At 64.1% G+C, this 24,537-nt stretch carries 26 protein-coding genes; 4 read left to right on the top strand and 22 right to left on the bottom strand.

Annotated features, from left to right (window positions below):
• The first annotated feature begins 26 nt into the window (after window positions 1–26).
• Entirely contained in the window at window positions 27–734 is a 708-nt protein-coding gene (locus LT988_RS16240; protein WP_232406582.1) for a LolA family protein, read from the top strand.
• Between the two features lie 188 nt (window positions 735–922).
• Complete coding sequence (locus LT988_RS16245) at window positions 923–2,215, top strand: replication-associated recombination protein A (protein WP_232406583.1); 1,293 nt, start codon at window positions 923–925, stop codon at window positions 2,213–2,215.
• Window positions 2,216–2,350: 135 nt separating this feature from the next.
• On the opposite strand, the gene LT988_RS16250 is transcribed toward LT988_RS16245, so the two are convergent.
• From LT988_RS16250 to nth, 3 genes are all read right to left on the bottom strand, one after another.
• On the bottom strand, window positions 2,351–2,782 hold the full coding sequence (locus LT988_RS16250) for a host attachment protein (protein WP_232406584.1): 432 nt from the start codon (window positions 2,780–2,782) through the stop codon (window positions 2,351–2,353).
• A 159-nt stretch (window positions 2,783–2,941) separates the two neighbouring features.
• The gene (locus LT988_RS16255) at window positions 2,942–3,388 is read right to left on the bottom strand and encodes a DUF1841 family protein (RefSeq protein ID WP_232406585.1); all 447 of its coding nucleotides are present in this window, start codon (window positions 3,386–3,388) and stop codon (window positions 2,942–2,944) included.
• Window positions 3,389–3,473: 85 nt separating this feature from the next.
• The gene (gene nth / locus LT988_RS16260; protein WP_232406586.1) at window positions 3,474–4,112 is read right to left on the bottom strand and encodes an endonuclease III; all 639 of its coding nucleotides are present in this window, start codon (window positions 4,110–4,112) and stop codon (window positions 3,474–3,476) included.
• 62 nt (window positions 4,113–4,174) lie between these two features.
• On the opposite strand from nth, the gene lexA reads away from it, so the two are divergent.
• A complete protein-coding gene (gene lexA / locus LT988_RS16265) occupies window positions 4,175–4,840 on the top strand; it encodes a transcriptional repressor LexA (RefSeq protein WP_232406587.1) in 666 nt (221 codons plus the stop codon).
• Here the strand turns inward: lexA and LT988_RS16270 are convergent.
• From LT988_RS16270 to ndk, 12 genes are all read right to left on the bottom strand, one after another.
• A complete protein-coding gene (locus tag LT988_RS16270) occupies window positions 4,804–5,577 on the bottom strand; it encodes a LysM peptidoglycan-binding domain-containing protein (protein ID WP_232406588.1) in 774 nt (257 codons plus the stop codon). The genes lexA and LT988_RS16270 overlap by 37 nt on opposite strands.
• 46 nt (window positions 5,578–5,623) lie before the next feature.
• Window positions 5,624–6,985 carry a TrpB-like pyridoxal phosphate-dependent enzyme gene (locus tag LT988_RS16275; RefSeq protein ID WP_232406589.1) on the bottom strand — a complete coding sequence of 454 codons (1,362 nt, stop codon included), beginning with the start codon at window positions 6,983–6,985 and terminating at the stop codon, window positions 5,624–5,626.
• Window positions 6,986–7,107: 122 nt separating this feature from the next.
• A complete protein-coding gene (locus tag LT988_RS16280) occupies window positions 7,108–7,545 on the bottom strand; it encodes a DUF2721 domain-containing protein (protein ID WP_232406590.1) in 438 nt (145 codons plus the stop codon).
• A gap of 83 nt (window positions 7,546–7,628) precedes the next feature.
• Entirely contained in the window at window positions 7,629–9,239 is a 1,611-nt protein-coding gene (locus LT988_RS16285) for a right-handed parallel beta-helix repeat-containing protein (protein WP_232406591.1), read from the bottom strand.
• Window positions 9,240–9,283: 44 nt separating this feature from the next.
• Complete coding sequence (gene der, locus LT988_RS16290) at window positions 9,284–10,684, bottom strand: ribosome biogenesis GTPase Der (protein ID WP_232406592.1); 1,401 nt, start codon at window positions 10,682–10,684, stop codon at window positions 9,284–9,286.
• A 5-nt stretch (window positions 10,685–10,689) separates the two neighbouring features.
• Entirely contained in the window at window positions 10,690–11,991 is a 1,302-nt protein-coding gene (gene bamB / locus LT988_RS16295) for an outer membrane protein assembly factor BamB (RefSeq protein WP_232406593.1), read from the bottom strand.
• A 17-nt stretch (window positions 11,992–12,008) separates the two neighbouring features.
• Entirely contained in the window at window positions 12,009–12,635 is a 627-nt protein-coding gene (locus LT988_RS16300) for a YfgM family protein (RefSeq protein ID WP_232406594.1), read from the bottom strand.
• 61 nt (window positions 12,636–12,696) lie between these two features.
• Complete coding sequence (gene hisS / locus LT988_RS16305; RefSeq protein ID WP_232406595.1) at window positions 12,697–13,971, bottom strand: histidine--tRNA ligase; 1,275 nt, start codon at window positions 13,969–13,971, stop codon at window positions 12,697–12,699.
• Between the two features lie 57 nt (window positions 13,972–14,028).
• Window positions 14,029–15,138 carry a RodZ domain-containing protein gene (locus LT988_RS16310; RefSeq protein WP_232406596.1) on the bottom strand — a complete coding sequence of 370 codons (1,110 nt, stop codon included), beginning with the start codon at window positions 15,136–15,138 and terminating at the stop codon, window positions 14,029–14,031.
• A gap of 11 nt (window positions 15,139–15,149) precedes the next feature.
• Entirely contained in the window at window positions 15,150–15,944 is a 795-nt protein-coding gene (pilW, locus tag LT988_RS16315; RefSeq protein ID WP_232406597.1) for a type IV pilus biogenesis/stability protein PilW, read from the bottom strand.
• A complete protein-coding gene (rlmN, locus tag LT988_RS16320) occupies window positions 15,941–17,071 on the bottom strand; it encodes a 23S rRNA (adenine(2503)-C(2))-methyltransferase RlmN (RefSeq protein ID WP_232406598.1) in 1,131 nt (376 codons plus the stop codon). The genes pilW and rlmN overlap by 4 nt, the downstream gene beginning before the upstream one ends.
• An 8-nt stretch (window positions 17,072–17,079) precedes the next feature.
• Complete coding sequence (ndk, locus tag LT988_RS16325; RefSeq protein ID WP_232406599.1) at window positions 17,080–17,508, bottom strand: nucleoside-diphosphate kinase; 429 nt, start codon at window positions 17,506–17,508, stop codon at window positions 17,080–17,082.
• Between the two features lie 290 nt (window positions 17,509–17,798).
• On the opposite strand from ndk, the gene LT988_RS16330 reads away from it, so the two are divergent.
• The gene (locus LT988_RS16330; RefSeq protein WP_232406600.1) at window positions 17,799–18,755 is read left to right on the top strand and encodes an acetyltransferase; all 957 of its coding nucleotides are present in this window, start codon (window positions 17,799–17,801) and stop codon (window positions 18,753–18,755) included.
• Between the two features lie 61 nt (window positions 18,756–18,816).
• Here LT988_RS16330 and LT988_RS16335 read toward each other — a convergent pair whose 3' ends face one another.
• The 7 genes from LT988_RS16335 to LT988_RS16365 all read right to left on the bottom strand — a co-directional run bounded on the left by LT988_RS16335 (window position 18,817) and on the right by LT988_RS16365 (window position 24,527).
• Window positions 18,817–19,398: a hypothetical protein gene (locus LT988_RS16335; protein ID WP_232406601.1), complete on the bottom strand. Its 582-nt coding sequence runs from the start codon at window positions 19,396–19,398 to the stop codon at window positions 18,817–18,819.
• A gap of 96 nt (window positions 19,399–19,494) precedes the next feature.
• Window positions 19,495–20,073 carry a fibronectin type III domain-containing protein gene (locus LT988_RS16340; RefSeq protein ID WP_232406602.1) on the bottom strand — a complete coding sequence of 193 codons (579 nt, stop codon included), beginning with the start codon at window positions 20,071–20,073 and terminating at the stop codon, window positions 19,495–19,497.
• A gap of 424 nt (window positions 20,074–20,497) precedes the next feature.
• The gene (locus tag LT988_RS16345; RefSeq protein ID WP_232406603.1) at window positions 20,498–22,006 is read right to left on the bottom strand and encodes a bifunctional metallophosphatase/5'-nucleotidase; all 1,509 of its coding nucleotides are present in this window, start codon (window positions 22,004–22,006) and stop codon (window positions 20,498–20,500) included.
• Window positions 22,007–22,155: 149 nt separating this feature from the next.
• The gene (locus LT988_RS16350) at window positions 22,156–23,022 is read right to left on the bottom strand and encodes an energy transducer TonB (protein ID WP_232406604.1); all 867 of its coding nucleotides are present in this window, start codon (window positions 23,020–23,022) and stop codon (window positions 22,156–22,158) included.
• Window positions 23,022–23,426, bottom strand: coding sequence for an ExbD/TolR family protein (locus LT988_RS16355; protein WP_232406605.1), 405 nt, complete (start codon window positions 23,424–23,426; stop codon window positions 23,022–23,024). The genes LT988_RS16350 and LT988_RS16355 overlap by 1 nt, the downstream gene beginning before the upstream one ends.
• Before the next feature lie 5 nt (window positions 23,427–23,431).
• Complete coding sequence (locus tag LT988_RS16360) at window positions 23,432–23,821, bottom strand: ExbD/TolR family protein (protein WP_232406606.1); 390 nt, start codon at window positions 23,819–23,821, stop codon at window positions 23,432–23,434.
• The gene (locus tag LT988_RS16365; protein WP_232406607.1) at window positions 23,811–24,527 is read right to left on the bottom strand and encodes a MotA/TolQ/ExbB proton channel family protein; all 717 of its coding nucleotides are present in this window, start codon (window positions 24,525–24,527) and stop codon (window positions 23,811–23,813) included. The genes LT988_RS16360 and LT988_RS16365 overlap by 11 nt, the downstream gene beginning before the upstream one ends.
• Between the last annotated feature and the right edge of the window lie 10 nt (window positions 24,528–24,537).

Genomic DNA, 24,537 nt, shown 5'->3' on the forward strand with positions numbered 1-24,537 from the left:
CAAACAGCTGTATTGCAGGATTTGATATGACAGATTCCGTCCCAGCGGTCGATCGACCCGGCCACCCCCCGAGGCGGCTGCAATCCCACGGTCGACCATCGTGCTTGCGAGCCGTCCTATTCACCTTGTTCTTCCCGCTGATCCTCCTGTGCGGGACGACAACCGCAAACGCCGCCGACGGTGCGAAGCGGGTCAACGACTACCTCGCCGGACTCAGCAGCCTGCGCGCGGACTTCGAGCAGTTCACCTTCAATGCCGAGCGCACCCGGATGATGGAGTCGCGCGGCACCCTTTACCTACAGCGTCCCGGCCGGTTCCGCTGGGAATACAGCACGCCGAATCGGCAAGTCATCATCGCCGACGGCAGCCGCGTCTATCTCCACGATCTGGAGCTCAAGCAAGTCTCGCATCAGAGCCAGAGCCGCGCGCTGAGCGGAACCCCGGCCCTGCTTCTGGCCGACGGCGGGCCGATCGAGAAACACTTCGAGGCGTCGCCGATGGAAAGTACGGACGGCCGGACTTGGGTCGAGCTGATCCCCAAGGCACAGGATACCGACGTGGTTCGGATCGAGCTCGGATTCGGCAAGGACAACCTGGAAAGCCTCATCATGGAGGACAGCTTCGGACAAACGACCCGGCTGAATTTCACGGGGGCGGAGCGCAACGCCAAACTCAGTTCGGATCTGTTCAAGATGGAGCAGGGGGCGATGGACGATTTCCTCTCCTTCGACTGAAGCGCGTCCGGTCCGGTATGCGCTGTTGATCGTTTGCGATCGGTATTGCGGGGTTCAACCGGCGTCGGCGGGGACGCGCTTCAGGAGATTCATTTTGTTTCTGAACACCGTTCGCCGCAAAGATCTTGCGTACTGCCGAATGTCAGACACCAGCGAACCGGTCTCTACCGCTTTGGTCGTGGTTCAGAATGACTGATGCACCACTCGCCGAGCGGATGCGCCCGGCCACGTTGGAGGGATTCTTCGGTCAGCAGCACCTGCTTGCGCCGGGCAAGCCCTTGCGTGAGGCGATCGAATCGGGCCAACTCCATTCGATGATCTTCTGGGGGCCGCCCGGCTCGGGCAAGACCACGCTCGCGCGTCTCATCTCGCGGGTCTCCGGTGCCCATTTCCTCAGTCTGTCCGCCGTACTCGCGGGCGTGAAGGATATCCGCGATGCCGTTGCGACGGCGCGAGCGGTACGCGATCGGGAGCAGCGACCCACGCTGCTCTTCATCGATGAGGTGCACCGTTTCAACAAGGCCCAGCAGGACGCCTTCCTGCCGCATGTCGAAGACGGCACCCTCACGTTTATCGGGGCCACGACCGAGAATCCGTCCTTCGCGCTGAACAATGCACTGCTGTCGCGTGCGCGCGTCTATTTGCTTCATGCCCTGGACACCGAAGAGATCGAGCGCGTCCTGGCTCGTGCCCTCGCGGACCCCGTTCAAGGGCTCGGCGACCGTCGATTGCGTGTAACCGACGAGGCCGCTCATCTGCTCGCCCGCAGTGCCGACGGCGACGCCCGTCGCGCGCTTAACCTGCTTGAGCTGGCGGTCGGTATGACAGCAGGCGAGGAGATCGCGCCGGGCACCATCGCCGAGGTCATCGCCGGCAGCGTGCGACGCTTCGACAAGGGCGGTGATATCTTCTACGACCAGATCTCTGCACTGCATAAGTCCGTGCGTGGGTCGGACCCGAACGCGGCGCTCTATTGGCTGGCCCGGATGATCGACGGTGGCTGTGATCCACTTTACGTGGCGCGGCGCATCGTGCGGATGGCCAGCGAGGACATCGGCAACGCGGATCCGCGCGCGCTGGACCTGGCGCTCAATGCCTGGGAGGCTCAAGAGCGTCTCGGCTCGCCGGAGGGCGAATTGGCGCTCGCCCAAGCGGTCGTCTATCTGGCCTGCGCAGCCAAAAGCAATGCGGTCTGTCTGGCCTGGAACGAGGCGCTGGCCGATGCACGGTCGTCCGGCTCGCTCGATGTGCCGGTTCATCTGCGCAATGCCCCGACCAAGCTGCTCAAGGCGCTGGGACATGGACGGGCCTATCGCTATGCCCACGACGAGCCGGAGGGTTACGCGGCCGGAGAGACCTATCTCCCGGATGCCTTAGCGGGGCGACGCTATTACAGGCCGGTCGATCGCGGCCTCGAGATCAGGATCCGCGAGAAGCTGGAGCGTCTGAAGACGCTGGACGAGGCAGCGGGACGAGACTGAGCGTGGCGCAGTCATGTGGGCGACTTAGGCGATTTCCGGGAATCGACATCCCAACTGCACATCCGATTGGCCGGACGTGACGCCGCTTCGCGACGTTGCTTCCGGCCAATCGGATGGGCTTAGCGGGTGCGCGGTTTAGAGGAAGTCCGGCAGACTCTTGCGGATTGCCTCGGGGCTATGGGTTGTCAGGTTTTTGTCGATCTCCCCGGCAACCAACTGTTTGAGCGGAGGGGACTGATGTTTGCGCAGCATCCCGAGGAAAGCCGGGGCAGCGATGACGTAGAGTTTCTGGAGCTCCCCTTTGTTGCGCGCGTTCTCCAGCGTTTCGCAGACCAGGCCGGCGAAGCGTTCGGCATTCTCCTGCTTGTGCGCCTCCTCGCCGTTGATACCGTGTGCCCCCGACATGGGGTCGTGACCGCGACCGCCCTTGTCGGTTGTCAGATCGCCCTCGTGAAGCCGGCCTTCCGGGAAGGCCAGGGTGTGGATCTCGCGCAGCGCGCCTGCTGATTTATCGGTGGCGAAGATGCGTGCGCGGCTGTTGTCGGCGGCCAGTATCCAAGTCAACATGATGTCACCTTACTCCCGTGCTGAGCCCGGCCGCGATGCGGTCGGAACCTTGGGTGCGACGGGAAGATCACCTTCGGGATGCGGGGTGATGCGGTGTCGGGCCCCGCCCTGTATCGGTCAACTCCCGTCTCTTTTAGTGTAACAGGCCCGTCACGGAAATCAGTGGCCCGGCCGACTCGCGACGGCAGCGCGTTCGACGCACTCGAGGTAGCTCGCGGCGTCGAAGGAAGCTTCGTTGCGTTGCAGCGTCCAGAGCGCCTCGGCGAGGCATTCCATGATGCGATGCTCGGTCTCGTGCGGATCCCCGGTGATCTGCATGAGGCGGCTATAGAGCCCACGGATGCCCGCCGGTTGATCGATGCTCAACTGCTCGAGGATAGCGATGTGCAGGCCCATGTGCAGGAATGGATTGGACTCGCCGTGTTCGGGGAGATAGTCGCGCTCCAGGGTCTTGTCCGTATCGGTCATGAGCCGGTGATATTCCGGGTGTCGGCGCAGGACCTCGACGATCTGTGCCTCGACCGGCTCCAAGGGTTGGCCGGATTGGGCCTTCTCCCAAGCCGTGATGAAGGTGCGACGATGACTCTCACGATCGTTTGCAGGCATGGTGTCGAGGATCTCGGTGGGTGCAGGGATTCGGGCTCGGCAAAGCCTTCGACGGGCCTTGCTGCGATTGCGTTCGATGCTTGCGTCATTGCGGCGGCGTCTTGTCGCGATAGTCGCAGAGATCGGCGATCGGGCACTCGGGGCAGCGCGGTTTACGTGCGAGACAGACGTAGCGTCCGTGCAGGATCAGCCAGTGGTGGGCATCCTTCAGAAAAACCTTGGGGACATGCCGCAGCAATCCCTGCTCGACCGCGAGCGGGGTTTTTCCGGGCGCGAGGCCGGTGCGGTTGGCAACGCGGAAGATATGGGTGTCGACGGCCATCGTCGGCTCGCCGAAGGCGGTATTGAGAACCACGTTGGCCGTCTTGCGTCCGACGCCGGGGAGCGCCTCCAGCGCTTTGCGCTCGCGCGGGACCTGACCACTGTGCGCCGCGACAAGGATCGCGCAGGTCTTGATGATGTTGGCGGCCTTGCTGTTGAAGAGTCCGATGGTCCGAATATGGGCCTTGAGGCCCTCTTCGCCGAGGGCGAGCATCTTCTCCGGTGTATCGGCAACCGCGAAAAGATGCGCCGTGGCCTTGTTGACCCCTTTGTCGGTTGCCTGTGCCGACAAGATCACCGCGACCAGAAGCTCGAAGGGTGTGCGATACACCAGCTCCGTCGTCGGCGCCGGATTGGCGGCGCGAAGACGCTCGAAGATGCGATTGCGCTTTTCCTTGTTCATCGATGGATAATCCGGGGCGACTGTCTAAAATGACAGTCCATTTCGTCGAGCGATGTTCCGATATGAGCAATGACCTGACCCTCCGGCAACAGCAAATCCTGGAGCTGATCAGGTCGCATATCCGTGAGACCGGGGTGCCGCCGACACGCGCCGAGATCGCGCGGACCTTCGGCTTTCGGTCCGCCAACGCTGCCGAAGATCATCTACGGGCCTTGGCCCGGCACGGCGCGATTGAGCTGACGCGAGGTCGTTCGCGCGGCATCCGGCTCGTCGATCAGGCCGCCCGTGAGGTCGAGCTTCCGATCATCGGGCGTGTTGCCGCCGGCAGTCCTATCCTGGCCGCAGCGCATATCGAGGACTGGTGTCAGGTCAATCCGGACCTGTTTCGTCCCCGCGCCGACTATCTTCTCCGGGTTCGCGGCAACAGCATGTGCGATGCCTGCATCCTCGACGGCGATCTGCTCGCGGTGCATATCACCTCCGAGGTCTTCGACGGCCAGATCGTGGTGGCACGGTTGGGTGACGAGGTCACGGTCAAGCGCCTGCACTGGCAAGGGCAAGGGGCCAACCGTGCTTACCTGTTGCCGGAGAATCCGAGCTTTGAGCCGATCCCAGTCGATCTGCGCACACAACAGCTGGTCATCGAAGGATTGGGGGTCGGCGTGATTCGCCGTTTCGCGGGGGGCAGGACTCAAGGGACGACCAGCGTGACGCCAGGCATCAACTGATTGGGGTCTTCGAGGACATGGCGGTTGGCCTCGAACAGCGCACGCCATTGACTACTGTCGCCGTAGCAGCGGCTGCTGATCAGGGCCAGTGAGTCGCTGGGCCGAATCCGATAGGCGCCTTGCGCATCGAGTACCCGTGCCAGGGCGAGTTGATTCCGATGCAACAGTTTCTCGAAGGCAGTGATCGCCTGCTCGGCGGTCGCATCCCGTTTACTCTCTGGAATCCGCAGCGTTTCGCGCAGCTTTTCGTACGCATCGCGGGCAGCCTGGCGCGCCTGGTCCGCGTCGAGTGTGCCGCCGTCTTGTCGCGGAACCCGTGCGCGGAGCGCGTCGAAGCGGCGTTCGAGCGCCTCGTGGGCAGTGGTCAGCGAGAGTCGGCTGGCATCGAGCTCGGAGAGTTGTCGGTCGCGCTCGCTCAGGGTCTGCTCAAGCTCGAGCAGTGCCTCTCTGAGCCGCTGTACCTCACCGTTCAGGCGCTCAATCTCCTGGCTCCCCTCCGCAAGCCGACGCTCCGCCTCCATGCGGGCTTGGTCTGCGCTTTTGCGCGCATGGGCCGACTCCTTGAGTTTCCCCTCCATGCCGAGGAGGCGCAGCGTCATCGCTTCGATCTCGGCATCGGGAGCGACCGTCGGCTCGGGATCTGCCGACGGATCCTCGGCCCCCCAAGCTGAAGCTGCAACGAGCAGTATCAGGATTACGGAGAAGGGGCCGGTGTGCCGAGAACGATCCCGGGTCATCTGATTCTCCTGGCGTCGTCTCGGCTAGAGGTCCGATGCCCCGGATCTAAGCGACGCTCGGAAGCCCCGACAGGGCCATCGCGACCTCGTCCTCGGCATAGGTCAGGTCCTTCAGCTTGCCGGCCAAGTAATCCGTATAGGCCTGCATGTCGAAGTTGCCGTGCCCGCAGAGGTTGAAGAGGATGGTCTTGGACTCGCCCGACTCCCGACACTTCTCGGCCTCGACGATCGCGGCCTTCACGGCGTGGTTGGCCTCGGGCGCCGGGACGATGCCCTCGGCCTTGGCGAACTGGATGCCGGCGGCGAAACAATCCAACTGATTATAGGAGGTCGGCGTGATGTAGCCGAGCTTGGTCAGATGGCTGATTTGCGGCGCCATGCCATGATAACGGAGGCCCCCCGCGTGAAAGCCCGGCGGCACAAAGCTGGAACCGAGCGTATACATCTTGACCAGCGGGGTGAGCTTGGCGGTATCGCCGTAGTCGTAGGCGAAGAGACCTTTCGTCAGCGTCGGGCAGGCCGATGGCTCGACGGCGATCAGCTCGATGTCGCGTCCGCCGCGCAGCTTCTCGCCCAAGAAGGGGAAGGCGATGCCGGCGAAGTTGCTGCCGCCGCCGGTGCAGCCGATGATCATGTCTGGGTAGTCTCCGGCCATTTCCAACTGCTGTTGTGCCTCGAGGCCGATGACGGTCTGATGCAGCAGGACGTGGTTCAGCACGCTGCCGAGCGCGTACTTGGTGTCGTCACGCTGGGCGGCCAGCTCGACGGCCTCGCTGATGGCGATGCCGAGACTGCCGGTGCTGTCGGGATGCTCCGCGAGGATGGCCCGTCCGGACGCGGTGGTTTCGCTCGGACTGGCGATGCACTGAGCCCCGAAGGTCTCCATGAACGCGCGTCGGTATGGCTTGTGGTTGAAGCTCACCTTGACCATGTAGACCACGATCTCTAGGCCGAACATGGATCCGGCCAAGGCGAGCGACGAGCCCCATTGACCCGCCCCGGTCTCGGTGGTGATCCGTTTCACGCCTTCCTGCTTGTTGTAGAAGGCCTGCGGGATGGCGGTGTTGGGTTTGTGGCTGCCGGCCGGGCTGACACCCTCGTACTTGTAGTAGATCTTCGCCGGGGTGTTGAGCGCCTTCTCCAGTCGACGTGCCCTGTAGAGCGGGGATGGTCGCCATTGCCGGTAGACCTCGCGCACCGGCTCCGGGATCTCGATCTCGCGCTCGGTGCTCATTTCCTGCTCGATCACGGCCCGCGGGAAGATCACCGCCAGATCGTCCGGTGTAATCGGCTGTTGGGTGCCGGGGTGCAGGACCGGATCGAGAGGCCTCGGAAGATCGGCGTTGATGTTGTACCAGGTACGCGGGAGATGCTGCTCGTCGAGCAGATACTTGACTGAGTCGCTCATGCTGTAGTCGGACCTCAGGGTGAATGGGTAACCGGCTGTCGTTGCGGCCGGTCTCTTGCGTCCGTCGACAAGTGTGCCAGTTTTGTGACCGATCTTGAATCCCATCAGGCGTGACGAACGCCCTAGCGACGCCTGAACCGCAGACCGGCGGTGGCGAGCATGACCTCGCGCAGGAAAAAAATCAGGGCTGCGATGAACGCGAGCATCGCGGCAATGAAGATGAGCGCCACCAATACAGCCGCGTCGAAGGTCAGAAAGGCACCGAGGAAGAGGATCGCAATCACCGCCGAGATCAGCAAGGCGGTAACGGTGCAGAGTCCGATCGAGAGCCCGATCAGCTTTGCGCGACGCGACAAGCGCTTGAGCTCGGAATCCGGCGCGGTTGGGTCTAGAGCCTTTTCAGCAGCTTCGCCTTCGACCCGGCGAGCCCGGTCTACGATGCGCCCGAGCCGATTGGTCATAACCGCAAGCATCGCACCGATACCCGAAAGCAGGAATACCGGCGCGACCGCAAGCTGGATGATCTGCGCGATATCGGTGATAGGGGATTCCTGAATCACGTTGATCCTCGGTCGAGCGCGGCGCGGCCGGTAGGGGAATCCAATCGGCGTCTTTCTTCATGGCCGGTGAACGATACGGCAGGTCAGTAGGCGAGCTCGTGGGCCCCGATATCATAAGCACCCCGTTGCGGCAGACCTGTTCCGTAAAAATCTCGGGTGCCGGTCGATAACCCCAGCAGCGCTTTCAGATCGATTCCGCGATTGACGAGCGGTGAGTTTGTTTTTAAGCGATAGTCCAGCATCTTGTTCAACCTATTCGGGTTTCCGATGGTTCCGCCGAGTCCGGGATTCACTAGCCCGGGATCAACAGCGAGTCCAGTGGAAACACCGTTGAGCGTTTCTTGGCCGGTGACTCGGAAGGCCGAGAGGCTCGAGTAGCGGGTCGGCCCCCAGTAGATCTTGAATGGGGACCCATTTGACCAATAGTTGTTGCCTTGAATCGCTAGCCCTTTTTGGCCGCCAGCAACACAAAGAAGAGGAGCGCCGGAGGTCGTGGAGATGATGTTGTTGCGAATGCTCAATGAAGAGGTCTGGGATGCCACCCTGATTCCGCAAACGTTTCCGGTCGGCGACGGAGAGAGATAGATGGTGTTGTTGTAAATGTGGCTGTTGGAGATCTCCAGCGGTGCCTTGCTCCAGACCACGATCCCGCCAGACCTGTTGCGGCGCCCGTCGTTCTCGGAGATGTTGTATCGAATGACGTTGTTCTTGAACGAAGGGGCCGAGTCGTATTGGGCAAAAAGATATCCTGCGCCGTCGTTGTCGTGCGAGTAGGTGTACTGCAGTGTCGAGTTCGTGACACCGCCGTCGAGATCGAAGCCACCGCCGTCGGCGGCTCCCGACGTCGTACGGTTTCCGTATGACTCACTGAATTGGATGGTGATTCGGTTCGTGCGCCATGCCCAAATTCCGATCGGGCCGCTGCTCGATGTGTTGCGCTCACCGTTGGAATGGGCCACGCATCGCGCGATCCGGCCACCATCCACATTCGACATGACGATGCCGTTGCCGGTTGGCTCTCTCACACCGGAAACCCCCGGGTTTCGGTACGCGAAGCTTCCGGTAATGTAGACCTTGGCATGGGCGTAGCCCTTGAAACCGGGTGCATCATATCCCCAGACGTTGATCCCGTTGCGCGCGTTGTCGTATGCACGTACGCGGTCGATGGAGACATTCGTAAACCCGGCTGTTCCGTTCCACGCGCCGATCTCGACCCCTGCATGATGAAACCCGCTTGCATCGATCTTGTTCAAGGTGACGCCCTTGAGCTTCACGCCACCCGGAAGGTCGGTGTAGAAGATGATCCCGGCACCATCGTTGACATCCGCTCCCGAACCCCTGAGGTTGAGATTGGAAATGACGAACCCGGCTGTGTTGTAGGCCAAGATGCCGTCGCCGTCGCCGGCCAGTATGGTCGCTCTACCGGTTCCATAAGAGCCGATCCGGATCGGGGACGCCGCCGTTCCTCGATCAAACGCGTCGAAAAAGAGACTGCCGGAAAAGTTGTCGCCGCCGCGCAGGAACACGCGATCGCCGGGATCAAGAATCAAATCATTGATTTTGTTTAAGGACCGCCAGGGGGCTTGCGAAGAGCTTCCGGAGTTGGTGTCCCGGCCGGCGGCACTCAGGTAGTAATCGGCGCCGAAGGAGCCCGTAGGCAGCAGGAGCAGTGCGAACAGCAATCGGTCGAACATCCATCGTCTCCACAGGTGGTCGCCTTGCCTGTCTTCGACATCCGCTATCGCTTGCGATTGACGAACGTTTTGAGGCGCTGACGGTGTTTGATCTGATGAGGGGTGAGTTTGTTGCGGCGCCCTTCGAAAGGATTGGTGCCGCTCTTGAACTCGATCCGTAGGGGGGTACCGAGAAGCTTGAGCTCGCGTCTGAAGCGATTGATGAGATAGCGCCGGTAGGTGTCCGGGACCGCATCGGTCTGGTTGCCGTGGATGATGATGATGGGCGGGTTGCGTCCGCCCTGATGGGCATAGCGAAGCTTGATGCGTCTTCCGTGCACCAGGGGCGGTTGATGCTCTTGGACGGCAGCCTCGAGCAGTCGCGTCAGCTCGGGGGTCGAGAGGTTGCGGGTGGCGTTGGCGTAGGCCTTCTCGACCTCGTCGAGCAGGAGGCCGACACCGCTGCCGTGCAGGGCGGAGACCAGGTGCATCTTGGCGAAGTCGAGGAAGGCGAGCTTGCGCGCGAACTGTGTCTTGATCTGCTCGCGTTCGTCGGGGGCCAACCCATCCCACTTGTTGATTGCGACCACAAGCGCCCGCCCGCGCTCGATGATGTGTCCCGCGAGGGTGGCGTCTTGTTCGCCGACACCCTCATGTGCGTCGAGCACCAGGATGACGACATTGGCGGCGTCGATCGCCTGCAGGGTTTTGATGACGCTGAATTTTTCGATGACGTCGTCGATCCGGGCGCGGCGGCGCATGCCCGCTGTGTCGATCAGCGTGTAGTGGCGACCCTGTTGCTCGAAGGGGACGAAGATGCTGTCGCGTGTGGTGCCGGGGCTGTCGAAGGTGACCAGTCGGTCGTCGCCGAGGATGCGGTTGATGAGAGTCGACTTGCCTGCGTTCGGGCGCCCGACGATTGCGACGCGGACGCCTTCCTTGGTCTCTGCGGCACCGATCCCATCGTGGTCGGTCGTCGGGAATACGGCAAAGACGGCGTCGATGAGATCCTGCACGCCGCGTCCATGTGTGGCCGAGACCGCCATCGGCGCACCGAGGCCGAGTCGATGGAAGTCAGCGGTGGCCAGCACCGGGTCCATGGTGTCGCTCTTGTTGACCACCAGACTGACTGGCTTGCCCATACGGCGCAGGCGTGCGGCGATCTCGATGTCGCCCGGTGTGCAGCCGTCGCGGGCATCGACGAGGAAGAGCAGATGGTCGGCTTCCTCGATGGCGAGCCGGACCTGCCGTTCCATCAAGGCCTCGACACCGTCGATGGCCTGGCTGATGCCGCCGGTGTCGACGATGACATAACGGCTCGGTCCCACGACGCCGATTCCGTACTGACGATCGCGGGTCAGGCCGGGAAAATCCGCAACCAGCGCATCACGCGTGTGCGTGAGGCGATTGAAGAGTGTCGACTTGCCGACGTTGGGCCGGCCGATCAGGGTGATGACGGGCAGCATGCCGTTCAGGGGCTGGACTCCGGTGGCGCCGATCCCGGCGAATCGGCCGGTGCGGTGTCGACATCGCGCGAGGCAGCGCCTGCATCGGCGGGCGCGCTACCACGGAGACCCATCTTCGCGGAAGGTGCAGCGCCGACGGACAAGGCGGCCAAGGTGCCGTCGTCGGCGAAGACATAAAGACGGTTGCCGACGACCAAGGGGCGTGCCGTGATCGCGCCTTTCCCGGTCACGCGGGTACGCCCGACCAAACGGCCGTCCGAGCGCGCGAGCAGGTGGACATAGCCGTCTAGGTCGCCGACCGCGATGAGATTGCCGACCAGCGCGGGCGCGGTCACCTGACGGTAGCGCAGACCCTCTTGGCGCCAACGTCCGGCGCCGTCGCTCGGGTCCGCACCCCAGATCTGGTCGCTCGAGTCCGTGACGAAGAGATCGGAGGTGTCGGCGGCGAGCCCGGCGTGGGCCGAGAGCTCGCGCCGCCAGATCACGGTGCCCGTCGTGATATCGACGGCGGCTAGATCGCCGTTGTAGGAGCCGACGAAGGCAATGGTCCCGATCACGACTGGATCGGCATCGATGTCGGCGATGCGCGAAAGCTCCGAGCGCCCGCTCGGGCGGGTGATGGCGACTTCCCAGAGTGGGGTGCCGTCAGGCGGGTCGAGGTTTAGGAGCTTCCCGCCGGAAAGACCGACGAGGATCCCGGCGGGGGTGACGACCGGGCTGCTGCTGCCGCGCAGCGTGAGGACGGGTGCAGGATAGTTGAGGCGCCATTGTTGGGCGCCGGTGTTGGCGTCGATCCCGTAGATGCTGTCGTCCAGGGTGTGGACGATCACTTGGGCCGTGTCGGTGAGGCGCGGAACGGAGAGGACCTCGCTGCCGAGCTGTGTTCGCCAAAGCTCATTGCCGTCCCTGCTGGAGAAGGCGACGAGCTCGCCCCGGCTGGTGCCGATGACCAGACGCTCGCCCTTGACGTCGGGGCCGCCGCTGAAATGCAGATCGGTATCGCGCTCCCAGAGAACTCGCCCGCTGTCGGCGGCGACGGCGACCAGCCGACCGCGTGAATCGGCGACAAAGATGCGATTTTCGGAGATGACCGGGACCAGGTAGAGCCGCCGTTCCCGGGTGCCGCGCGTGACCCGCTCGGACCAAAGGGTGTTCAAGCCGACCGTCTGTACGATCTCGGTGAGCTTGGTCGGCGGGGTGGGGTCTTTGTCGGCGCCGAGCCAGGGGAACATTCCGCAACCGCCCAACAATCCGGCGAGCAGCAGCGTCCCGAGACGGGCGGCGCCCGCTGTCGATTGCGTGACCATTGGCGGCTCTTTGACCACTATCCGGCTGCGGGGAGGTTGTCGAGCTTGAGGCGGAGCAACTGCGAGAATCCGGTCCCCTCGGCGAGCGCCCGTTCGTAGGCCTTGCGTGCCGCGACCGTGTCCCCGCGTGCCGCTGCGATATCGCCCTGCACCGCAGCAAAGTCACCGGCAAACTCCGGGCTGGTGTCGTGATCAGCAACAGTCTTTTCCGCATCGTCGAGTTTCCCCTCCGCAACCTGGATCCGCGCCAGGCGAAGCGCCGCGATGCGAGCCATGGCCGGATCCGGGGCGTCGTTGATCACCCCCGTTAAGGCAGTCATGGCCGCCTCGGCTTGGCCGGATTCGTAGAGCGCCTTCGCTTCGACCAGCTTGCCGAGTGCGGCATAGGGGGTCGATGAGAAGTCCTCGTTCAGCATCCGGGCTTGGGTCACGACCGCCTCGGTTTGACCGGTGGCGGCGTTCGCGAGGACCTGGTCGAAGACTGTCGATCCCTGAGCAGCGACGCTGTCGCGGTAATCGCCCCAGTAACGCCAGCCGACGATCGCGCCTAGTCCGATGGCGATGCCCATGACGATCGCCACACCGTTCTCTTTCCACCAGGCCTTGATGGCTTCGACCTTTTCGTCGTCGGTTTCGTAACTCACTGCTCTCTCCGTGGTGACGTGGATTCGCGTGCGGCTCGACTGAAGTCGTCGCCCGCAGCCATCAATCCGGGCTCGCGATCTCGCGGGTCAGGAAATCGACCAAATCGTCGAAACCAAGCTCCTGTTGACCGCTCTCGTCGCGTAAGGGTTTGACGCCGACAATCCCTTGCGCCAACTCCGCCTCGCCGAGGATGAGCGCGAAGGTTGCGCCGCTTCTGTCGGCCTTCTTGAACTGGCTCTTGAAGCTGCCCCCGCCGCAATGGGCCATGAGGCGCAGACGGGGCAGGGCATCGCGAAGGCGCTCGGCCAGAAGCGGGGCCTCGAGCTGTGCCTGATCGCCGACCGCGACCAGGTAGGCGTGCACTGCAGGCTCGCCGGAATGGCCTCCGAGCGCGAGCAGCTCCACCAGTCGCTCGAGTCCCAAGGCGAAGCCGACTGCAGGTGTCGATCGGCCACCGAGCTGCTCGACCAAACCGTCGTAGCGACCGCCGGCACAAACGGTGCCTTGGGCGCCGAGATCTTCGGTGATCCACTCGAAGACCGTGCGATTGTAGTAATCCAGACCCCGCACCAGCCGCGGATTGAGTCTATACGGGATGCCCGCCTGATCCAGACCGTGACGGATGCCCTGAAAGTGCGCCAGGCAATCGTCGCTGAGGTGATCCATCAGCGTCGGTGCATCCGCGACGACCTTCTGTGTCTCCGGATGTTTCGAGTCCAGGACGCGCAACGGGTTGGTGTAGAGACGTCGGAGACTCTCGGCGTCCAGATGCTCCCGCCGCGCTTCCAGATAGGTGACCAGCTGTTCGCGATAGAGCCGACGTTCATCCGGGTCCCCGAGACTGTTGATCTCCAGGCGCAGACCCTGCAGTCCGAGCGCGCGCCACAGGCGCGCGGTGAGCAGGATCAGCTCGAGATCGATGTCCGGTCCCGTGAGCCCGAAGACCTCGGCGCCGATCTGATTGAACTGCCGGTAACGGCCGCGTTGCGGGCGCTCATGGCGGAACATCGGGCCGCGATACCACAGGCGCTGAGGCTGGACGATCAGCCCGTGCTCGACCGCCGCGCGCACGCAGCTGGCGGTACCCTCCGGCCGCAGGCTCAAGCTCTCGCCGTTGCGGTCGTCGAAGCTGTACATCTCCTTTTCGACGATGTCGGTGACCTCGCCGATGGAGCGTTTGAACAGATCCGTGACCTCGAGGATCGGAGTGCGGATCTCGGCATAGCCGTACCCCGCAAGAATCGTTCGCGCGGTGTCCTCGATACGATGCCAGATGGGGACGGCCTCGGGCAGGATGTCGTGCATCCCGCGGATCGCCTGAATGTGTTTACCCATGTTCCCCGGCTCGATGTGTGCGGGCGAGATTCGGCGTGGTTCGGCCCGAGCGAGCCGTCACTCGGGTGACTCCGGGTCGAGCGAGAAGCGCGCCACGTTGCCGCGCGAACGGGCCTCCAGATCAAAGGGTTTGCCGTCGACAGTCATGCTGCTGTTGTTGACCCGTCCCACCGTGAACCGAAACGGGCCCTGCCCGGTGACCTCGCGCCGATCTCCGGCCTTCATCTCGCCGACGATGAGGCGCTCCCCGGCTGCATCGCGCACTTCGAGCCACGAGGGGCCCGTAAACTCCAGAACAATCCCTTTCTCTGACGCCGTAGGCTCGGCGAAAGCGGGGGGATCGACCTGCGGCTGACTCGGCGTCCGATCGGGTAACTCGCTTGTCGATTGCACCGGGGGATCGCCAGCAAGGCTCGGCGCGATCTCGGGGAGCGGGGGCGGTGCTGCCTCCGAGGACGGTTCGACCTCCGGGTCGGCTGCCGACGAGGCTAGCGTCGCCGGTGTCTGCTGTGGAGCCGTTTCGGAAGGATCCGCGGGCGGAGGCTCCGAGGTCTCGGAAAAATCGGCGCTCGTTCGGTCCGTCCGGTCGGCCGGCTCGGACGCTGTGTCAGCTGTTTCGGCATCGGCGCCGGAGACGCTTGCATCCACCGAATTAGACGCCGGATCGAGCGCGATCTCGTCCGGCTCGACTCCGGCCGTTTCAGTCTCGAGCTCCGGCGCTACCTCGGGTCGATCGTGCCACCAGAGCGCGATTACGGCGATGACTGCAGCCGCCAGGGCAAAACTGACAAGGCGCACCAGAATGCGGGTTCCGCCCGAATCGAGCTCCGAGCCCGCGCCCGAGCCCGACATACGGCGTGACGGCAAGACGGCGTCCGTGCTTTCGGCATGGGACTGGTAGGCCGCGATCAGAGGTGCCGGGTCGAGCCCGAGCGCACGCGCGTAGTTACGCAGATAGCCGGTGACGAAGACCGGGCCGGGCAAGAGGTCGAATCGGTCCTGTTCGAGCGACTCGATGACCTCGGGCTTGAGGTGCAGCTGTGTCGCGATCCGCTCGATCGCCAGGCCACGCGATTGGCGTTGGACCCGGAGGCGTCGCCCCGGGCTATCGCCGAACTCGACTACGTTCTGGTCGTTCGGGTCGGTGGATTGTGTCTGGTTAGTCACTCGTGAGGTCCCTACAGCTCGCGGGTCTCGGGTGTATCGGGAAAGCTCGCGCGCAACGCCTTCTCGTACTCGGCTGCGCGGGCTCGGTTACCTAGTGCGCGTTCGGTTGTGACCGCGGCGGCGAGTGCCTCGCGGGCCGTTGCCGGGGTGCGCAAGGTCGTCGGCTCGAAAAAGCGATCCAGATAGAGCTTCGCCCCCTGCATGTTGCCGCGTTTGAGCTCGATCTCCGCGAGCTTCACCAGCGCCGGGCCGAAACCCGGGTTGGCGCCGACCGCAGCGCGATAGTAGCGTTCCGCCTTGGCCGCGTCACCGGCACTGCTCGCACAAGTGGCTGCGTTGGTCATCGCGACCCAAGGCGTTGCGTAGAGTGGATTCTCAAGTGCCTTTTTGAAGTAGACGTCCGCCTCTGCGTAGTGTCTTTGTCGACACTGATAGGCCCCGAACGCGTAGAGGACATCCGAGTTGTTCGGGGCGAGCTTGACGGCGCGCTCGTAGTGCGTCGCCGCGAGGTCCGGCTTGCCCATCTCCTCGTACATGAAGGCGAGCCACACGTGGGCCTTGGGATTCTTTCTGTCGGCCTCGATCGCCTGTTGGGCGCGACGGAAGGCGACCTCGGTCTGGCCGCGATTGTAGTACTCCTCGGCCATTTCGACGTAGAGGGTGGCGGGGCTGTCCTGCGGATCCAGCCCGAGCGGGTCGGTGTCTTGTCGGTTGGCTTTGCTCGCGCAGCCGAACAAGCCCAAACAGAGCGCGCTCGGGACCATGACGGCATGCGTGACGAGGCGGACGGCGAGATGACTCGTCATGAGTTCGCCGCCTTCCCGGCCCGGAAACTGCCGTCCAATGGGCTCTCCGACGGAATCGGGACCGCGACGCGCCCGAGCCGACGGGTGCGATCCTCGACCCGCCCAACGAGCTGTCCGCAGGCAGCGGCGATCTCGTCGCCGCGTGTCTTGCGGGTCATGGTGAAGATGCCGGCCCCGGCGAGGCGCGCGCGAAAGGCCTCGATGCGTTCGGGCGGCGAGGTGCCGTACTGGTTGCCGGGGAACGGGTTGAACGGGATCAGGTTGACCTTCGACGGGATCCCCTCGAGCAAGCGGATCATCTGCTTGGCATGCGCTAGGCTGTCGTTGATGCCGTCGAGCATCACATACTCCCAGGTGATGCGGCGGCGTTTGTCGGCACCCACGTAAGCCTTGCAGGCCGGCAGCAGCTCGGCGAGCGGGTACTTGCGGTTGATCGGCACCAACTGGTCGCGCAGGGTATCGTTCGGCGCATGCAACGACACGGCCAGCGAGACGTCGCTGACCTCGCGCAGCTTGTAGATATTCGGGACGATGCCCGAGGTGCTGAGCGTCAGGCGTGTCTTCGCGATCATGTAAGCGAAGTCGTCTTGCATGATCGCCATCGCCTTGACGACGGCATCGAAATTGGCCAGCGGCTCGCCCATGCCCATCATGACGACGTTCGAAGGCGCGGTGCCGATTTGTCGTGTCGCATGCCAGATCTGACCGGCGATCTCGCCGACCGTCAGGTTGCGGTTGAAGCCTTGTGTGGCGGTGGCGCAGAAGGAGCAGTTAAGCGCGCACCCTACCTGCGAGGAGACGCAGATGGTCGTGCGGCGTCCCTCCGGGATGAAGACGGTCTCGATGCGCTGGCCGTCTTCCAGTTCCATGATCCATTTGATGGTTCCGTCTGCCGAGGGTTGATCGTAGATGATTCGGGGCAGTCGGATCTCGACGCTCTCGCGCAGTGCATCGCGCAACGCCCTGGAGAGGTCCGTCATGGCGTCGTAATCGACGACGCCATGCTTGTGGATCCATTTGAAGAGGCTGCGGCCGTGAAACGCCTTGAAACCGAGCCCGAGCACCAGTCTCTCGCAGTCGGCAAGATCCAGGTCGAGGACATTGGGCTTGAGCTCGGCGTTGGTCACGGGGATCCTCAGCGGGTGCGCGGGCAGACGCCTTCCGGGAAGAAGAAGGCGATCTCGACGGCCGCGGTATCCACGGCATCGGAGCCGTGTGCCGCGTTTTCGGTGAATGAATCGGCAAAGTCCGCACGAATGGTGCCCGGCGCGGCATTGGCCGGGTTGGTCGCGCCCATGATGTCGCGATTCTTCGCGACCGCGTCTTCCCCTTCGAGCACCTGGACCATCACCGGACCGGAGGTCATGAATTCGACCAACTCGTCGAAGAAGGGCTTGCCTTGGTGGATCCCGTAGAAGGCCGATGCCTGTTCCTTGCTCATGTGAAGCATTCGCGCGGCGACGATGCGCAGCCCGGCGGCTTCGAAACGGCTCAAAATGGCGCCGATGGCGTTCTTCGCCACGGCGTTGGGCTTGATGATAGACAGGGTCTGCTCGATGGCCATGTTGGTTCCAAATAGAGGATTCGAAAAGAGGTTGGGTCGGATCGGCGGAATCGCGAGCTGAGTTCCCCGGGACAATCTGCCCGTTGGCTCGCCACGCGGCCCGACCCCGTCGGAGACTTGAGTGGATTGCAAAGTCTACCGATCACGAACGCCTCGAGCAACGCCGGCAAAGCCGTGTTCGGCGTGAACGGCGTTGCGAGGCGTCATGAATGGCGGATGCGGATTTGGACCGGTCGGGCGATTGGGCGGATAATCATCTGACATCCATCTGCACGCAAACGGTTTTCCAGATGAGTCAATACGATGTCTTCAACGGCGACGCCGACGGTCTCTGTGCTCTGCAGCAGCTGCGTCTGGCCGAGCCGATCGAGAGCATCCTGGTCACCGGGGTCAAACGCGACATTGCCCTGCTCGATCGGGTCGAGGCGGTCGACGGCGATCGGGTGACTGCGCTCGATATCTCGTTCGACAAGAATCGCAGTGCGGTCGAGCGTTTGCTCGGGCAGGGTGCGCGCATTCGCTATTTCGATCACCACTTTGCCGGCGAGATCCCGGTCCACCCGTCGCTCGACGTTCACATCGAGACGCTGCCCGACAAAGGGACCAGTCTGCTGGTCGATGACTATCTACAGGGTTCCCAACGCGCGTGGGCCGTGGTCGGGACCTTCGGGGATAACTTCGACGCGTCCGCGCGTCGTGCCGCTGAGCCTTTGGATCTGACCGAAGGCGAGCTCGGGCTGTTGCGCGACCTCGGTATCTACCTCAACTACAACGGTTACGGTGAGACGGTAGACGACCTCTTGTTTGCCCCGGACGTCCTTTTCCGCAGCTTGCAGCCCTACGCAGATCCCTTGGCCTTCATCGTCGAGGATCCGACGTTCGCGGCCTTGCGTGACGGCTATGCCGACGATATGGCCCGTGCCCGTGCCGTTGACCCCGCGTTCGAGAGCGAGCGGCATCGTCTCTTTGTCCTGCCGGCCGAGCCTTGGTCCCGCCGCGCCAGCGGCGTTTTCGCCAACGAGCTGGCCGGGCAGGCGCCCGAGCAGGCTCACGCCATGCTGACACGGTTGGCCGGGGGCGGATTTCTCGTCAGTGTCCGTGCCCCGCTCGCGCGCCCGGACGGGGCGGACGCGCTCTGCCGCAGTTTTCCGACCGGCGGTGGGCGCAAGGCGGCAGCCGGGATCAACCTGCTGCCCGAGGCCGAATACGAAACCTTTCTGGAGCGGTTCCGCGCCGCGTTCTCATAACGAAAAGTCGCAGCGCCTCCAAGGAGGCGCTGCGACATCGGGCACGGGCTCGGTGCGGGGCCTATTCGACGTCGGCGACGAAGTAACCGACCTCCTCGAACACGTGCGTCCTCTCCCGATCGCGCGACTGCTCTTCTTGGACCCGCAGCTCCACGGAGTCGACGTTCAGATTATCCCACCGCAGGGCTGCCGTATCGTCGCCGTGTGTCGTCTGCATGTCGGCGACGAGCACCGGAGGCCGTACGAACGCGGTTTGGTAGACCAGGTTGTGCGCCTCGTGGTCGACGTTGCGTCCGGTGCGTCCGACCTCGTATCGCATCCCGTCGACGACACCCGTGGAGGCCTCCCAGGCGATGAAGTCGACACGTTCGGGTCGATGCCGTTGGCTATTGGCCTCTTGCTCGCGCAGTCCGACCTCGAAGCCGTCGGACGCGATCGCGTGCAACCGTGCCGTCACGGCATCGCTCTCGTTGAAACTGACGACGCTCGCGAAGACAACCGGGGCGTCTGCAAAGGACGCTCTGAAGGTCTGGCGTTGGAAGGCCAGCGTCGTTCCGGTGATCAGCGATCCGGCCTCGATCTGAGCTCCGTTGGCCAGTTGATGGCGCCCGCGCTCCATCACCACGTACGAGACCGTTTCCAAGTCGTGTGCGCCGTCGAGAGAGTCCCATTCCTGCACGCGAATCGAGAAGCCGTTGGCGTTGATCGCGTCGACCCGGACGATCGCCGGCTCGGTGTCTTAGTTACTCAACGCCTTGACCACGACGACCGGGTCTACGAACGCGCGCTGGAATTCGACCCATTGCCATTCCTGATTGATCTCCACCTCGCCGATCTCGATGGCCGGACGAGTTGCTGAGAGGGTGTTATCGGCGGCGACCGAGGCCGACCGCCGAGCGGATCGAGCATTCGCCGCCGCGCGCATGGTCACGACCCCGGATGCCGAATGCGGCGTCCCCGGAATATCGACATTCACCTCGTTGGAGAAGGCGCTGCAGAGCTCCCCGTCGCTCGTGCATGCCCGCGTTGCGAAGAAGTATTGCGAGCCGCCCTCCAAGCCGGAGACGGTCGCCGATGCGGTGGTGACTTGAACGTTCGAATCGTAGGTCTTGCTGGCGGTCCCGTAGTGCACCTCGTAGCGAGCGACCCGACTGTCGTTCACCGCATTCCATACGAGTTTGACCTCGCTGCCGGTCGTGGCTCCGGACAAGCCGCTTGCCGATGACAACAAGAGCAGAAGGAAGAGCTGCGCAAACAGAACTAGGCCGAGGTAGATGTCGGTCCGAAGGTGAACTTGGAGTGCCCGAGTGCGTCGCATGGCGTTCCCCGTGTCGGTTCGAGTGACGAGGCCGGGTCTCGGAATCACTCTCTACTCAGCGCGTGTCGGAGGGGCTCCGAGGGCTCGGGAACCGAATCGGATGGTTTGTCCCGGGTTGAGCCCCTCGTTGACTCCGGTACCCTTTGAGCTGAGTTAACCAGCTACGCAGGGGCGGTTCTGCGACCTAGGCGTCAAAACACGGGTGACGAGGGCGGCGCGTGGAACGAAGTGTGCGGTGGGTCACATTGCCGACGACATGCCGAGAGCGGGTTGCGGGGAGTGCCGAGACCAAGGGAGCCGTCTTTGCGTGTGCGAAGCTCAATGCGCGGATGTCGCCGGACCGCGGTTGCCGGCGTCTTCGGGCCGCGTGAAGGGGCAAGCGTGAGCGGGATGGGCCAGGCGCACTCGGGCGGCGCGCAGCGATTCAGCGTCGCAGGATCCGCCCGTCTGTTGCGACGCTCACCGGGCTATCGGTGCGAAAACCCTCGATCACCATGTCCGAAATCAGGCGTCCGGTCATGACGGGTTCGGTCATCTCCGCGAGCATCGCGTAGCCGTCTCCGCCGGCCGCGAGAAAATCGGAGGTCACGATCCGATAGCGGCGTGCGGGATCGATGGGGATGTCGCCGATCGTGGCATTCGCAAGTCGTCCGTCCGCGATGATGTTGCGCACCCCGGAGACCTGGAGAAAGCCGCCGGGGTTCTCCGACGGGTCCAGCGCCGCGCTGCGCTCGAGCGCAGCGAGCAGTCGAGCGCCGGTCAGTTCACCCAAAACCAGCTCGTTTCGGAAGGGGAAGGCCTGATAGATCGACTTGAGGGTGACGGGCCCGGCGGGGATGCTGGCCCGAAAGCCGCCCCCGTTGAATAGGGCGACATCCGCCAGGGTGATTTCGCGGGCCAGATCGGCCACGAAGTTGCCGAACGGGGCTTCTTCGCGACGAATCAGCTCGCGCCAGGCGCTGAGCTCCTGCGCACTGAGACCCACCTCCTTATTGAGCTCCCGCTCGGCGTCCAGCGTGATGCGTTGGACCTCTTCGGCGATCTCCGGATCCTCCGGGCTCGCGGCGTCGATGGGAATCAAGGCGTACTCGTCGGGCGTGAGTCGACCCTCGAGACAGCTGAAATCCATGCGTCCCAGCCAGCCGCCGCGCTCGCCGGCCTGGACGATGGGCACGTTATCCGTCAACACCGGCGTCTCGTAGAGGTTGTGGGTGTGGCCGCCCACGATCAGGTCGATGCCGGACACGGATTCGGCCAGCCGGCGGTCGTCCGCGATTCCCATGTGTGAGAGGACCACCACCAGATCGGCGTCTTCCCTCAGCGCAGGCAGCAGGCGTCCGGCGACTGCGATCGGCTCTTCCACGCTGATGCCCTCGATGTTTCGCGGATGGGTGGCGGTGGTCAGCTCCGGTGTGGTGAGTCCCAGGACCGCGATCTTCGGTTCACCCGGCCGTCCGATCACGATGGAAGACAGCACCGGCAGCGGCTCCGGGTCGGACGCCACATTGGCGGTCAGGAAAGGGAAGGCGGCTTCTTCGGTCAAACCGCGGAACACCTCTTGACCATAGTCCAGCTCGTGATTCCCCATGACCGCGGCGTCCACACCCATGCGCTCGAACAGCACCAGGTCGGGCACGCCTAGGAAGAGACTTGAGGTCAGTGTCCCTTGCAGGAGGTCGCCCGCGAACAACAGCACGACCGGGCGGCTCGGATCTTCCGCCCGAACCTCGGCGACGGTCGCGGCAAGGCGGGCGATGCCGCCGCGCTCGGTTCCGTCGCGCGGGTCGGTGTAGGGCTCCAGCTGGCCGTGGAAGTCGTTGAAATGCAGGAGTGTCAGGGCGTCTCCCGGCTCGCAGGCGGCTCCGGAAAGGGAGGGGCCCAGAACAAGGAGGAGAAGCCACGACCAACGGTGGATGGGCCTTACGGACTGCATGTCGTGTTCCTTGGGTTGAACCGACGGACGGTGAGTTGGGTCGTTGAGGTCGGACACCAAACGGCGCGACGGCGGCGAGGCCGCGTCATCGCAATCGATCCGAGTGGCTGCCCCGAGCCATCGCCGTGATTGCGACGGGGCTCACCGCTTCATCGCAATCGATATGCGATCGGTACCACGATCTCCAGCCTAGACCGACCCATGCTTGCCGGGATCGCAGGCATCGGGGATGCCCGTCTCAAAAGCTCCGATGCGGCACGGTCGAGCGCAGTATGGCCGGAGCTTGATTCAATGCGATGTGAGATGACCTTCCCGTTGCGGTCGATCACGAAACGGACCCTGACGATGCCTTCCTGGCGCAGCTTTCGGGCTTGGGATGGATAGCGTTTGTGTCGCTCCAGCCAGGCTGCGAGCTGTGCGTAGTAACGGTCTTTGGATTTGCCCCCGTCAGCCTTTCCGGCCGTTCCGCCGCTGCCCGCTCCGGCCGCTGATGCGGCGTCTCCGCCGCCCGAGCCAGGTTTGGCGCTGGCTTTGCCGGCCGCTTTCGCATCGACGGAAGCTGTCTTGGCGCCGCTCGTTGGGGGCTTTGTTGTTTGGGCTCTCTTCTCGGGTTTCGGCTCAGGGGCGGCCCGAGCGGTTCGTGCCGGCGGGGTCTTAGGGGCGCGGACGCTCTCGGCTTTCGGCTTCGGGCTCGCGGGCTCCACGGCAGTGATCGGTGGAGGCGGTTGGGGCTCGGCAGCCCGGATCGTCTCGGTGGCCGTGACGAGGGCGGAGGCGCCGATGGCCTGGATCGCGGTCGCCTCCAAGGTCGCGGCCGGGGGGATGTTTGCCTCGATGGACTCGATCCCATCTGCTGCGCCCTCGCCACCGGCAGCCCCGGCCCCTCCGAGAGCGATGCGGATGCCGGGATCGTTTACTGCGATCGGTGCAGCCGGTTCGAGCAGCTTCGCGAGGGCGAGATGGACAGCGAGGGCGAAGAGGAGCGCAAGCATCCACTGATAACGTCGCAGTTCCATCACTCCTCTCGCGCCAAGGTCAAAAGGTCGATGTCTTCGGCCCCGGCGGCGCGCAACCGGTCGAGCAGTTCGACCACGCGAAGCGCTTCGAGGGTCGCGTCGGCCTTGATCTGTAGGTGCGGAGGGCCGTTCGCGAGCCGTTCGGCAACCCGCTCGGCGAGGGTCGTCTCTTCGAGCAGCTCGCCGTCGAGGCTCATCTGTCCCGTTCGGTCGACCAGCAGGATCAGCGGCGTCGCGCGTGCGCTCTGCGGGCTATCCGAGCGCGGGGGAGCCAAGGCGGCCGAGTCGGTCGGGGCGAGTCGGCCGGCCAACATGAAGAAGATCAGCAGCAGAAAGACGACATTGATCAGCGGGATCAGATTAGCCTCGCTGTCGGCTGCTGGTTTGGGCCGTTTCAATCGCATGGGATTCAGAGGCGCAGGAGGGTCAGGTCTGTTGCGCCGGCGTCGCGCAGGAGATCCAGGGCGTCGACCAATCGCTGGAGGCTGACGCCCGCCGCGGGCTGGATCAGGATCCGTTGCGACGGGTCTTCGGCGATCCGCGAGGCGACTCGTCGGGAGAGCTCGGCGGCGGCGATCGCCTCCGCGTTGAGATCCAGGCCCTCGGGTCGCACGCGCACCAGCCAAGCGCCGACCAACGAGGTCCCGGCGGTCGCCGAGGCCGGCGCGCCCATCTCGACAGCTTGCCATTTGATGAGGCTCGATGCGAGCATGAAGAAGACGAGCAGGATGAAGACCACGTCGATCAACGGGGTCAGGCCGATCAGTCGGCGACGGGGTGCGGGCGACTCAAACCGCATGCCGGATCCGAGGCGCGAGAACGGGCGGTTGTTGTGACGACACGAGCGGGCCGTCGAGCTGCAGGCCTCCGGTGAAGACGCGGGTCACCTGATCCTCCAAGCGACGCGTCACTCCTTCGAGGATGCGCTCGAGCCAATTCAGCGCGACGACGGTCGGGATGGCGACCGACAGTCCCGCGGCCGTGGTCAGCAGTGCGACCCAGATTCCACCGGACAGCACCGAGGGATCGACCTGATTTCCGGCCGCCTCGAGGGCGCGAAAGGCGTCGATCATCCCGATCACGGTTCCCAGCAGACCGAGCAGCGGACTGAGGCTGGCGATCACCTCAAGCCCGCGTAGATGGCTACGCAAGGCCGTGATCACCCCCTGAGCTCGGCGTTCGACCTCTTCGCGCAGAGCCGCCGGATCGTTCGCGTGAAGACTGCCGAGCATAGCGGTCCGAACCACCCCGGCGAGTGGGTTGTCCGCGAGGGCGAGCCTCTCGACCGCCTCGCCCCATCGACCGGCCTGCCAGTCGTTCAGCGCGCTCTCGACGCGCTCGGCGCCGCCCTTTCGCAAGCGAGAAAACTGCCAGAGCTTGATCAGGACGATGGTCAGGGCGAAGACCGACATCGCAGCCAGGATCAGCATCACCGGGCCACCGGCGTCGATCAGTGCGCGCAGCGGCTCGGGAATCGCAGTCGCGATCGGGGACGGTACGATCATACCGAGCCAG

This window comes from Thiocapsa bogorovii, assembly GCF_021228795.1.
In the GTDB taxonomy this organism is placed as follows: Bacteria; Pseudomonadota; Gammaproteobacteria; order Chromatiales; family Chromatiaceae; genus Thiocapsa; species Thiocapsa bogorovii.

Excerpts from the sequence above, each read along its gene's own strand:
- bamB (WP_232406593.1), bottom strand. The coding sequence starts at position 11,991 with ATGGTCACGCAATCGACAGCGGGCGCCGCCCGTCTCGGGACGCTGCTG.
- lexA (WP_232406587.1), top strand. The coding sequence starts at position 4,175 with ATGAGCAATGACCTGACCCTCCGGCAACAGCAAATCCTGGAGCTGATC.
- pilW (WP_232406597.1), bottom strand. The coding sequence starts at position 15,944 with ATGACGAGTCATCTCGCCGTCCGCCTCGTCACGCATGCCGTCATGGTC.
- LT988_RS16355 (WP_232406605.1), bottom strand. The coding sequence starts at position 23,426 with ATGCGATTGAAACGGCCCAAACCAGCAGCCGACAGCGAGGCTAATCTG.
- LT988_RS16285 (WP_232406591.1), bottom strand. The coding sequence starts at position 9,239 with ATGTTCGACCGATTGCTGTTCGCACTGCTCCTGCTGCCTACGGGCTCC.
- LT988_RS16270 (WP_232406588.1), bottom strand. The coding sequence starts at position 5,577 with ATGACCCGGGATCGTTCTCGGCACACCGGCCCCTTCTCCGTAATCCTG.
- nth (WP_232406586.1), bottom strand. The coding sequence starts at position 4,112 with ATGAACAAGGAAAAGCGCAATCGCATCTTCGAGCGTCTTCGCGCCGCC.
- LT988_RS16250 (WP_232406584.1), bottom strand. The coding sequence starts at position 2,782 with ATGTTGACTTGGATACTGGCCGCCGACAACAGCCGCGCACGCATCTTC.
- LT988_RS16365 (WP_232406607.1), bottom strand. The coding sequence starts at position 24,527 with ATGATCGTACCGTCCCCGATCGCGACTGCGATTCCCGAGCCGCTGCGC.
- LT988_RS16345 (WP_232406603.1), bottom strand. The coding sequence starts at position 22,006 with ATGCAGTCCGTAAGGCCCATCCACCGTTGGTCGTGGCTTCTCCTCCTT.
- ndk (WP_232406599.1), bottom strand. The coding sequence starts at position 17,508 with ATGGCCATCGAGCAGACCCTGTCTATCATCAAGCCCAACGCCGTGGCG.
- der (WP_232406592.1), bottom strand. The coding sequence starts at position 10,684 with ATGCTGCCCGTCATCACCCTGATCGGCCGGCCCAACGTCGGCAAGTCG.
- LT988_RS16350 (WP_232406604.1), bottom strand. The coding sequence starts at position 23,022 with ATGGAACTGCGACGTTATCAGTGGATGCTTGCGCTCCTCTTCGCCCTC.
- LT988_RS16330 (WP_232406600.1), top strand. The coding sequence starts at position 17,799 with ATGAGTCAATACGATGTCTTCAACGGCGACGCCGACGGTCTCTGTGCT.
- LT988_RS16360 (WP_232406606.1), bottom strand. The coding sequence starts at position 23,821 with ATGCGGTTTGAGTCGCCCGCACCCCGTCGCCGACTGATCGGCCTGACC.
- LT988_RS16255 (WP_232406585.1), bottom strand. The coding sequence starts at position 3,388 with ATGCCTGCAAACGATCGTGAGAGTCATCGTCGCACCTTCATCACGGCT.
- LT988_RS16275 (WP_232406589.1), bottom strand. The coding sequence starts at position 6,985 with ATGAGCGACTCAGTCAAGTATCTGCTCGACGAGCAGCATCTCCCGCGT.
- hisS (WP_232406595.1), bottom strand. The coding sequence starts at position 13,971 with ATGGGTAAACACATTCAGGCGATCCGCGGGATGCACGACATCCTGCCC.
- LT988_RS16340 (WP_232406602.1), bottom strand. The coding sequence starts at position 20,073 with ATGCGACGCACTCGGGCACTCCAAGTTCACCTTCGGACCGACATCTAC.
- LT988_RS16245 (WP_232406583.1), top strand. The coding sequence starts at position 923 with ATGACTGATGCACCACTCGCCGAGCGGATGCGCCCGGCCACGTTGGAG.
- LT988_RS16240 (WP_232406582.1), top strand. The coding sequence starts at position 27 with ATGACAGATTCCGTCCCAGCGGTCGATCGACCCGGCCACCCCCCGAGG.